This window comes from Mycolicibacterium vulneris (assembly GCF_002104765.1).
Classification (GTDB): domain Bacteria; phylum Actinomycetota; class Actinomycetes; order Mycobacteriales; family Mycobacteriaceae; genus Mycobacterium; species Mycobacterium vulneris.
Genome location: NZ_NCXM01000028.1, coordinates 85,515 through 95,801, shown reverse-complemented (window position 1 = coordinate 95,801; position 10,287 = coordinate 85,515). Strand labels below are relative to the sequence as shown.

Genomic DNA, 10,287 nt, shown 5'->3' with positions numbered 1-10,287 from the left:
GGGCTTGGGGGCGTTCTCCCACCAGGGCGTCGCCAGCTCGCGGCGCTGGCGCCGGGGCTGTTGTTCGGCGGCCGGGGCGGGGACCGCGGGAACTTCGGTGATGCCGCTGGAACCCGGGTTGCGGCGCGGCAGCAACGTGACGGACGGGCCGGTACGCGCCGCCGGCTCGAGCGTGCCGTCGTCCTGCCCAGCCTCCTCGGCGGGGGCGGCGTCCGCGCTGGCGAGCTTGGCGCTCGGCGAGGAGACGGCGCGGATGTGGCGAGGCGCCGCCGACTCGTCGACGGCCCGGGCGGCGAGCACCGTCGGCGGCAGGTAGATCTCGGCGGTGGTACCCGAGCCCGATTCGTTGGCCGCGGGGCCGCGCAGCCCCACCCGGATGCCGTGCCGGGCCGCGATCCGGCCGACCACGAAAAGTCCCATGTGCCGGGCGTTGTCGGGGGTGACGTCGCCGCCGGCCTGCAGCCGCATGTTGGCCATCCGCCGGTCGGTGTCGTTCATCCCCAGACCGGAGTCGGCGATCCGCACCACCACTCCCCCGTCGCGGCCGCGTGACGCGGAGATCTGGGCGGACGTCGTCGGCGGCGAGTAGCGCAGGGCGTTGTCGACCAGCTCCGCGAACAGATGAATGGCACCGCCCGCGGCCGACCCGATCAGCTCGCACTCCGGCAGCCCGGCGACCTCGACGCGGCGGTAGTCCTCAACCTCGGACACGGCGGCATTGATCACCGTTTCCAGCGGCACCGGGTCGCGCTGGTCGCGGGCGAGCTGCGACCCGGCCAGCACCAGCAGGTTCGCGCTGTTGCGGCGCAGCCGGGCCGCCAGGTGGTCGAGCCGGAACAGGCTGTCCAGGCGTTCGGGGTTCTCCTCGTTGCGCTCCAGCCGGTCGATGAGCGCCAGCTGCTGGTCGACCAGCGAGCGGCTGCGCCGCGACATGGTCTCGAACATCTCGTTGACCAGGAGCCGCAACCGCGCCTCATCGCCGGCCAGCAGCAGCGCCTGCGTGTGCAGCTCGTCCACCGCGTGGGCGACCTGGCCGATCTCCTCGGTCGTGTACACCGGCAGCGGGGTCGGAATCGGTTCGGCCCCACCGGCTTTCACCGAGGCGATCTCCTCTACGAGATCGGTGTGGGCGACCTTGAGCGCGCCGTCGCGCAGCATACGCAGTGGCCGCACCAGGGCGCGCGCCACCAGCAGCACGACGCCCAACGCGATGACGATCGCGGCTAGTACCAGGACGGTGTCCAGGATCGCGGCCGAGCGCCGCTCGTCGGCCTGGGCGTGCACCGACTTGGTCACCAACGCGGTGGCGTTCTTGATGACCTGGTCGGCGATGTCGTCGGTGGTCTGGATGGAGCGCAGCAGGTCGGCGTTGTCGACCAGCACGCTGGCCGGGTCGGACATGATCGCCATCCGCCTCACCATCTGCTGCTGCAGCGTCTTGGCCTCCACCGATCCTGCGCCCAGCACCTCGCTCATGCCGAACAGCGTCGACGGTTCGGTGCCCGCCAGGGTGGCCATCGAGGTCCGCAGCTGCGGCTCGGGAAGGTCGGCCCCGCGGGTGACCAGGATCTTCTGCATCGTCATCTGCCCGCGGGCACCGACCGCCCGGCTCAAGCCCTGCGCCTGCGCGCGGATCTTCTCGTCGGCAACGCGCACCAAGGCGTTGATGACGTCCTCGGCCGTCAGCAGGATCGGCGCGTAGAGCGTCACCCGCTCCCGCAAACCGAGGCCGGCGTCGGCCGCCTTATTCACCAACATCTGGCCGCCGTCGAGCAGGTTGTTCACGCCGGAGCGGACGTCGGGGCTGACGTCGGTGTCGTCCAGCCTGGTCTGCAGTTCGCCCTTGCGCGCCTCGTAGTTCTTCTTGGCCCCGTCGACGTCGTGCCCGGTGGAACTGGCCAGCAGCGCGACGTCCAGCGCCGACATGTACTTGGTGATCACCGGAACCATGTCGGCGCGGGTGGCGGCCAGCCGCAGGTCGGCCGAGTTGGCCATGGCACCGTGGATGCGCAGCACCCCGAAAACCGTCGCCAAAATCAGCGGGACCAGCACGATCGCCAGCACCTTCCAGCGCACCGGCCAGTTACTCAGCGACCAGGTCGGCGGGCGCTTGGCCGGCGCGGCATCGGCGCCGGGCTCCGGTGCGGGCTCTACGACATCCGCCTCGGCCGGGTTGGTCGGGCGGGTGAACATGGTCACGTCATCGCGGCCGGACGACCGGCCGCTGCGCTGACCCTGAGCGCTGAGTGAAACGAGTAACTCATGAAACTTCCTGCTTTATTTCGCCCACCCCGCGCCAGACAGGCGTGTGCGTGTAGGTGTGGCAATCCGACGAGTATGCCAGCCCGCGGCGCATGCCACCACAATCGTTACTGAGCAGACAGGTCCCTCCAAGGTGGCGCCGCCCCCGCGCGGACACCCCTGGCAAACACCATCGAGCGCAAAGGCCTAGGCGGGCCGAAGGAGCGCGACGAGGAAATCGGAGCCCTCGGTGAAGGGCCGCATGTCCCACGTCGACAGCAGCAGATCGGGCGCGAAGTCCGCGTCGACCGCGTCGTTGAGAAACTCGTCGAACTGGTAATCGCGGCCGGCGCCGAAGCCGATCGCCGCCCGCCCGTCGTCGGCGACATGGGCCCGCAGCCTGCTCAGCACCCGGAGACGGGTGCTCGGGGCCAGAAACGCCATGACGTTGCCGGCGGACACGATGACGTCGAACGGTTCGGCGATGCCGCGCGCCGGCAGGTCCAGCTCGGCCAGGTCGCCGACCAGCCAGCGCGGGCCGGGGTAGTCATGCTCGGCCGCTTCGATCAGCGCCGGGTCGACGTCCACGCCGACGACCCGGTGGCCCACGGTGGCCAGGTATCCGCCCAGCCGCCCGGGCCCGCAGCCGGCGTCGAGAATCCGCGCCCCGCGCGGCGCCATGGCGTCCACGAACCGGGCCTCGCCGGCCAGGTCGTCGCCCGCGCGGGCCATGGCGCGGAAACGCTCGATGTACCACTGCGAATGCCCCGGATCGGCAGCGACCTTCTGCATCCAGTAGCTCTGCTCGACCATGCGACCATTATCGGCGTTGTGTTCAAGCTGATGTTCGTGTCCCCGCGGATCCCGCCCAACACCGGCAACGCCATCCGGACGGCGGCGGCGACGGGCTGCGAATTGCATCTGGTCGAGCCGATGGGGTTCGACCTGTCCGAACCCAAGCTGCGCCGGGCCGGGCTGGACTACCACGACCTCGCGTCGGTCACCGTGCACGCCTCGCTGGCGGCCGCCTGGGCGGCGCTGTCACCGCAGCGGGTGTTCGCCTTCACCTCGCACGCGCCCACCTCGTTCGCCGACGTGGACTACCGGGCCGGCGACGTGCTGATGTTCGGCCCCGAACCCACCGGGCTGGACGCGGCCACGCTGGCGGACCCGCACATCACCGCGCAGGTGCGCATCCCGATGCTGGCGGGCCGTCGCTCGCTGAACCTGTCCAACGCCGCGGCGATCGCCGTCTACGAAGCCTGGCGCCAGCACGGCTACGCCGGGGCGATGTAGGCCGGCGACGATGCGCGCCGCGATGCGGCGGGCTGAGGAGCCGGACAATTTGATGTAGTCACCAGGTGTCCCAGTGCGTCACCCGGTCGGCGGGCAGCCGCTTGGCCGGGCGGAAGTCGGTGCCCTTGGTGTAGGCGATCGGGAACAGCCCGCCCTGGCTGTACCGGCCATGCGGGATGCCGAGCACCTCGGCGGCCTGCTTGTCGCCGTCGTTGATCAGGTGCAGCGTGGTCCAGCAGGTGCCCAGCCCGCGCGAGCGCAGCGCCAGGCAGAAGCTCCAGGCCGCCGGGAACAGCGATGCCCAGAACGACGCGCTGAGCCCCAGCGGTGCCTTCTCCACCCGCCCCTCCAGGCAGGGGATCATCAGCACCGGCGCCTCGTGCATGTGCTCGGCGAGGTATATCGCGGAGTCCTTGACCTTGGGCATCCGCTCGCCGCGGGTGTCGCCCTCGGGGTACTCGGCCGACGGCAGGCTCAGGTAGCTGCGGGCGTTGGCCAGGTAGATGTCGGCGATCGCCTTCTTCTTCTCGGCGTCCTCGACGAAAATCCATTGCCAGCCTTGCGCATTGGAGCCGGTGGGCGCCTGCAGCGCCAGTTCGAGGCATTCCATCAGCACGTCGCGGCCCACCGGCTTGTCGAAGTCGAGACGCTTGCGGACCGAGCGGGTGGTGGTGAGCACTTCGTCGACGGACAAGTTGAGGGTCATGTGTGGAGACTACCGAGACGGCGGATCGATCAGCGGAAGTCGCGAGACTTGGAGCCGACCGCCAAGGTGATGCGGCCCAGCCGTTCGGCGACGACGGTGATCGCGCCACTGGCGTTTTGGACCTGCCCGCGCACCAGCAGCGCCGGGGCCGAGTTCGCCAGCTTGCGATGCCGCGCCCACACCCCCGGCACGCAGAGCACGTTGACCATCCCGGTTTCGTCCTCGAGGTTGATGAACGTGACCCCCTGCGCCGTGCCTGGCCGCTGCCGATGGGTCACCGCGCCCGCGATCAGAACGCGGTCGCCGTCGGGCACCGAGCCCAGCTTCGCGGCGGGCACCACCCCCATCGCGTCCAGGTCGGCCCGCAGGAACTGCGTCGGGTAACTGTCCGGCGAGACGCCGGTGGCCCACACATCCGCGGCGGCCAGTTCCAGCTCGCTCATCCCGGGCAGCGCCGGAACGTGCGATGACGACCCCACCCCGGGCAGCCGGCCCGGCCGCTGGGTGGCCGCGGCCCCGGCCGCCCACAATGCCTCGCGCCGGGACATGTCGAAACAGCCCAGCGCCCCGGCCGTCGCCAGCGCCTCTGTCTGCGGCACCGAGAGCTGCAGCCGGGTGGTCAGGTCAAGCAGAGAAGCGAACGGGCCGTTGGCTTTTCGCTCTTCGACGAGTCGTTCTGCCAGGTCGTCGCCGATGTGGCGGACCGCGCCCAGGCCGAGGCGGACCTCGGTGCCGGCGTTCTCCAGCGTGGCGCGCGCCAGGCTGGCGTTGACGTCCGGGCCGTGCACCGTCACGCCGTGCCGGCGCGCATCGGCCACCAGCGACTGCGGCGAGTAGAACCCCATCGGCTGGGCGCGCAGCAGCGCCGCGCAGAACGCTGCCGGGTGGTGCAGCTTGAACCACGACGAGTAGAACACCAGCGACGCGAAGCTCAGCGCATGGCTTTCCGGGAAGCCGAAATTGGCGAAGGCTTCCAGCTTTTCGTAGGTGCGGTCGATCACCTCGTCGTCGGCGCCGTGCAGCGCGCGCATGCCCTCGTAGAACCGGCCCTGCAGCCGTCGCATGCGTTCGGTCGAGCGCTTGGACCCCATCGCGCGGCGCAGCTGGTCGGCCTCGGCGGCCGAGAATCCGGCGCAGTCGACCGCGAGCTGCATCAGCTGCTCCTGAAAGAGCGGCACTCCCAACGTCTTTCGCAGCGCCGGTTCCATCGACGGGTGGTCGTAGACCACCGGGTCCAGCCCGTTGCGCCGCCGGATGTAGGGATGCACCGACCCGCCCTGGATGGGGCCGGGACGGATCAGCGCGACCTCCACCACCAGGTCGTAGAACACCCGCGGCTTCAGCCGCGGCAGGGTGGCCATCTGCGCGCGCGACTCCACCTGAAACACGCCGACCGAGTCGGCGCGGGCCAGCATCTCGTACACCGCGGGCTCGGAGAGGTCGAGGCGGGCCAGGTCCACCTCGAACCCCTTGTGCTCGGCCACCAGGTCGATGGCGTAGTGCAGCGCCGAGAGCATCCCCAGCCCCAGCAGATCGAACTTCACCAATCCGATTGCCGCGCAGTCGTCTTTGTCCCACTGCAGGACACTGCGGTTCTCCATGCGCGCCCACTCCACCGGGCACACGTCGGCGATCGGGCGGTCACAGATCACCATGCCGCCGGAATGAATGCCCATGTGCCGCGGCAGGTTCCGGATCTGGTTCGCCAGGTCGACCACCGGGTCGGGGATGCCCTCGACATCGGGCGAGTCGGCCAGCCCGCTCCAGTGGCTGATCTGCTTGCTCCACGCGTCCTGCTGGCCCTGCGAGAAGCCCAGGGCGCGGGCCATGTCGCGCACCGCGATCTTTCCCCGGTAGGTGATGACGTTGGCGACTTGGGCGGCGTAGTCGCGGCCGTATTTGTCGTAGACGTACTGGATGACCTTTTCCCGCTGATCGGACTCGATGTCCATGTCGATGTCGGGCGGCCCGTCGCGGGCCGGTGACAGAAAACGCTCGAACAGCAGCTCGTTGGCCACCGGGTCGACGGCGGTGACACCCAGGGCGTAGCAGACCGCGGAGTTGGCCGCCGATCCCCGGCCCTGGCACAGGATGTTGTTGTCCCGGCAGAACCGGGCGATGTCGTGCACCACCAGGAAGTAGCCCGGAAACGTCAGGTGGGCAATGACTTTCAACTCGTGCTCGATCTGGGCATACGCGCGCGGCGCGTGCTCGGCCGACCCGTAGCGGTCGCGCGCCCCGGCCATGGTCAACTGGCGCAGCCAGCTGTCCTCGGTGTGCCCGGCGGGCACGTCGAACGGCGGCAGCTGCGGCGCGATGAGCGCCAGCCCGAACGCGCACTGCTCGCCCAGCTCGGCGGCCGCGGTCACCACGTCGGGCCGCTGCCCGAACAGCCGGGCCATCTCCTCACCCGAGCGCAGGTGCGAACCGCCCAGCGGGGCCAGCCATCCGGCGGCCGAATCCAGCGACTGCCGCGCCCGGATGGCGCCCATCGCCATGGCCAGCCGGCGCCGCGACGGCCCCGCGAAATGCGCGCCGGTGGTGGCGACGACGCCGACCCCGAAGCGGGGGGCCAGCGCGGCCAGCGTCGCGTTGCGTTCGTCGTCGAGCGGCTGACCGTGATGGGTGAGCTCGATGCTGACCCGATGCGCTCCGAACCGGTCCACCAGATCGGCCAGCGCTCGCTCCGCGGCCGTGGGACCGCCGGTGGAAAGCGCTTGGCGGACATGACCCTTGCGACAGCCCGTCAGAATGTGCCAGTGCCCGCCGGCGGCCTCGGTCAGCGCTTCGACGTCGTAGCGGGGTTTGCCCTTCTCGCCGCCGGCCAGATGCGCCGCGGCCAGTTGCCGCGACAACCGCCGGTACCCCTCCGCGCCGCGGGCCAGCACCAGCAGGTGCGGGCCGGGCGGATCCGGCTGCTCGGTGCGCGCACCCGTGCCCAGCGACAGCTCGGCGCCGAACACGGTACGCATGTCGAGCTCGGCCGCCGCCTCCGCGAACCGCACCGCCCCGTACAGGCCGTCGTGGTCGGTGAGCGCCAGGGCGCGCAGGTCCAGCCGGGCCGCCTCCTCCACCAGCTCCTCGGGCGTGCTCGCCCCGTCCAGGAAGCTGAACGCCGAATGCGCATGCAGCTCGGCATATGCGACCGACGAGCGGGACGCCCGGCCGTCGCCCGGCGGCTGGTACGTCGCGCGCCTGCGCGACAGGGGGCCCTCCTGCTCCGGGCCCGCCGACCCACCGGCATGGCGCGGCTTACTGTCGAGCACCCGCTCCATTTCCGCCCAGCTCGGCGGCCCGTTAAACCAGCCCACCATCCGAGTATATCGAACAAATGTTCGATTAAACCGCGGCTCAGTACAACCGTTGTTAAACCGATCTTCAACTCTTAAACAAGGTCTTAACGCTGCGGCACTATCGCGGATCGCGAGCTCCACAGATACTGGTACAAGTTCAAAAAAGCGGACTACAGCGGGGGCCGGCATGGCACAGACACTGGACACGGCGTTCCTTCAAGCCCACGATCCGGATCAGCACGCGAGCCTGGCGATCGGCGCGGTCGCCATCGTCGACGGCACCGTACCCGACTATGAACGGCTCAAAAGCCTTCTGGCCGAACGTATCCAGCCGATCAAGCGATGCACGCAGCTGCTGCGGGCGCATCCGCTGAACCAGGAGTGGATCGACTGCCCGGACTTCGACCTGGCCCACCACGTGCGCCGGGTGGCCATCCCCCGCCCCGGCGACGAGTCCGAGCTGTCCCGGGCCATCGCCTACGCCCTGGAACGGCCCCTCGACCTGGACCGCCCCCCGTGGGAGTGCTGGGTCATCGAGGGCCTGCAGGGCAACCGGTGGGCGATCCTGATGAAGACCCATCACGGCCTGCTCGACGGCAACTCGCCCGCGCGCCTGATCAGCAGGCTCTGCGACGACGCCGACGCGGACACCTTCGCCAACGGCGCTGCGGCCAAACCGATTTCGCCACCGGCCGCGGGCAAGCTGGGCTGGGTCGACGCGTTGTGGCGGGCTTCGTCGGCCGCCGGCGCCCTGGTCGGCGCGTTGTGGCCGACGGTGCGCACCGATGCGGTCACCGCCTCGCGGCGCTACAGCACGGTGCGCGTCCCGATCGCCGATGTCGACAGCGTCTGCCGCAAGTTCGGCGTCAGCGCCGACGACGTCGCGCTCGCCGCCATCACCGAGGGGTTCCGCACGGCGCTGCTCGGCCGCGGCGAGGAACCGCGGGCGGACTCGCTGCGCACCCTGGTGCCGATGCCGGTCCGCTCGGCGATGCTCTCGCACCTGCCCGTCGAACACGACGACCCGGTGCGGCGGTTGCAGACGGTGCACACCAGGTGGAAGGCCAAGCTGACCGCTCAGCCGCCGGGCATCGTGGAGTCGGCGATCGGCTTCCTGCCGACGGTGTTGCGCAGCAACGTCTTACAGCTGCTCTCCCGCCTTCCGCAGCGCGCCATCGTCACCTTGGCCACCAACGTGCCCGGGCCACGCCGGCGGCTGCGGGTGATGGGCCAGACGCTGGAACGCCTGCTGCCGATCCCCCCGACGGCCGCGGCGCTGCACACCGGCGTCGCGATGCTGAGCTACGGCGATGAACTGGTCTTCGGCATCACGGTCGGACACGGCGACGCGTTCGACGTCAAGCAGCTGGCCGCCGGGATCGAGCTGGGCATGGCGCGGCTGGTGGCCCTGGGCGACGATTCTGTGCTGCTGTTCAACCGCAGGCGCCCCGCGCGCCCGGTGGTGCGCCCCGTGCCGCCGACGCACCCGTCGGCGCCGGGGCACGCGCGCCGCTGACCCGTTCCGCCGGCGGCCGACCACCGTGAGAAGGTTGGTCATGGGCAAGTTGGGGCCGGTCATCATCGATCCGCGCCGCCACGACGCGGTGCTGTTCGACGACGACGGCGCGCTGGGCTCCGCGCTGGCCGCGCGACTTCGCGAGACCGGGGTGGGCACCGGCGTCATCTCGGCGGACGGCCCGGTGGAGGCGGCCAACCGGCTGCGGGTGCGCCCGGGCCGCTGCGTCGTGGTCGCCGGGGACGCCGCGGGCATCGAGGCCGCACGCGCCGCGGGGTTCGCGCTGGTGATCGCTGTCGACCCGGCCGGGCACGACGACAAGGCGTGCGAGGCGGGGGCGGACGCGGTGGTCGCCGACCTGTGCGACGTCACCGTGCGGACCGGCGACCGCCGGATGTCGCAGCTGCCCGATGCGTTGCAGGCGTTGGCCGATGGGCTCGCCGACCGGCGACCGGCCGTGTTCTTCGACTTCGACGGCACCCTCTCGGACATCGTCGACGACCCGGACTCGGCGCGACCCGTCGCCGGGGCCGCCGAGGCGCTGGACAGGCTGGCCGCGCGGTGCCCGGTCGCGGTACTGTCCGGCCGCGATCTCGCTGACGTGACGAAACGCGTTGGGGTGCAAGGTATCTGGTATGCGGGCAGCCACGGTTTCGAGCTGACCGCGCCCGACGGCACCCATCACCAGAACGACGATGCGGCCGCCGCCGTCCCGGTGCTCGAGCAGGCGGCCGGCCAGCTGCGTGACCGGCTCGGCGCGATTCCCGGTGTTGTGGTGGAGCACAAGCGATTCGGGGTAGCCGTGCACTACCGCAACGCCGAACGCGACCGCGTCGGTGAGGTGCTGGCGGCCGTTCGCGCGGCAGGACGCCGCGACGAGCTTCGGGTGACCACCGGCCGCGAGGTCATCGAGCTGCGCCCGGACCTGGACTGGGACAAGGGAAAAACGCTGCGCTGGGTGATCGATCACCTGCACGAGGCCGGATCGGGTGCGCTGACGCCGGTCTACCTCGGCGACGACATCACCGACGAGGACGCGTTCGACGCGGTGCGTGCCGACGGCGTGCCGATCCTGGTGCGGCACGGCGACGACGGCGACCGCGCCACCGCCGCGCTCTTCGCGCTGGACAGTCCGGCCAGGGCCGGCGAATTCACCGGCCGGCTGGCGGATCAGCTGGCGCGCTAGCGGCGGTCGCAAGCGCGGCGAAGCCGGGCGCAGCGGGCCGCCGCCATCG

Annotated in this window: 7 protein-coding genes; 3 read left to right on the top strand and 4 right to left on the bottom strand. The window is 70.8% G+C overall.

Features of this window, described 5'->3' with window-relative positions; genetic code table 11:
* The coding region (locus B8W69_RS23175) for a sensor histidine kinase (RefSeq protein WP_181447465.1) at positions 1-2,193 on the bottom strand (2,193 nt) is incomplete at its 3' end.
* A gap of 255 nt (positions 2,194-2,448) precedes the next feature.
* Positions 2,449-3,054 carry a class I SAM-dependent methyltransferase gene (locus tag B8W69_RS23170; protein WP_085292091.1) on the bottom strand — a complete coding sequence of 202 codons (606 nt, stop codon included), beginning with the start codon at positions 3,052-3,054 and terminating at the stop codon, positions 2,449-2,451.
* 18 nt (positions 3,055-3,072) lie between these two features.
* Between B8W69_RS23170 and B8W69_RS23165 the strand changes: the two genes are divergently transcribed.
* Positions 3,073-3,537 (top strand): tRNA (cytidine(34)-2'-O)-methyltransferase, encoded by a 465-nt coding sequence (locus tag B8W69_RS23165; protein WP_085292090.1) that lies wholly within the window; start codon positions 3,073-3,075, stop codon positions 3,535-3,537.
* 58 nt (positions 3,538-3,595) lie between these two features.
* Here B8W69_RS23165 and B8W69_RS23160 read toward each other — a convergent pair whose 3' ends face one another.
* Entirely contained in the window at positions 3,596-4,243 is a 648-nt protein-coding gene (locus B8W69_RS23160; protein ID WP_085292089.1) for a nitroreductase family protein, read from the bottom strand.
* Positions 4,244-4,272: 29 nt separating this feature from the next.
* Positions 4,273-7,554 (bottom strand): error-prone DNA polymerase, encoded by a 3,282-nt coding sequence (locus B8W69_RS23155; protein WP_085292100.1) that lies wholly within the window; start codon positions 7,552-7,554, stop codon positions 4,273-4,275.
* Positions 7,555-7,723: 169 nt separating this feature from the next.
* Between B8W69_RS23155 and B8W69_RS23150 the strand changes: the two genes are divergently transcribed.
* Both B8W69_RS23150 and otsB read left to right on the top strand, forming a co-directional pair.
* Positions 7,724-9,052: a wax ester/triacylglycerol synthase domain-containing protein gene (locus B8W69_RS23150; RefSeq protein WP_085292088.1), complete on the top strand. Its 1,329-nt coding sequence runs from the start codon at positions 7,724-7,726 to the stop codon at positions 9,050-9,052.
* A 40-nt stretch (positions 9,053-9,092) separates the two neighbouring features.
* On the top strand, positions 9,093-10,238 hold the full coding sequence (otsB, locus tag B8W69_RS23145; RefSeq protein ID WP_085292087.1) for a trehalose-phosphatase: 1,146 nt from the start codon (positions 9,093-9,095) through the stop codon (positions 10,236-10,238).
* Positions 10,239-10,287: the final 49 nt, after the last annotated feature.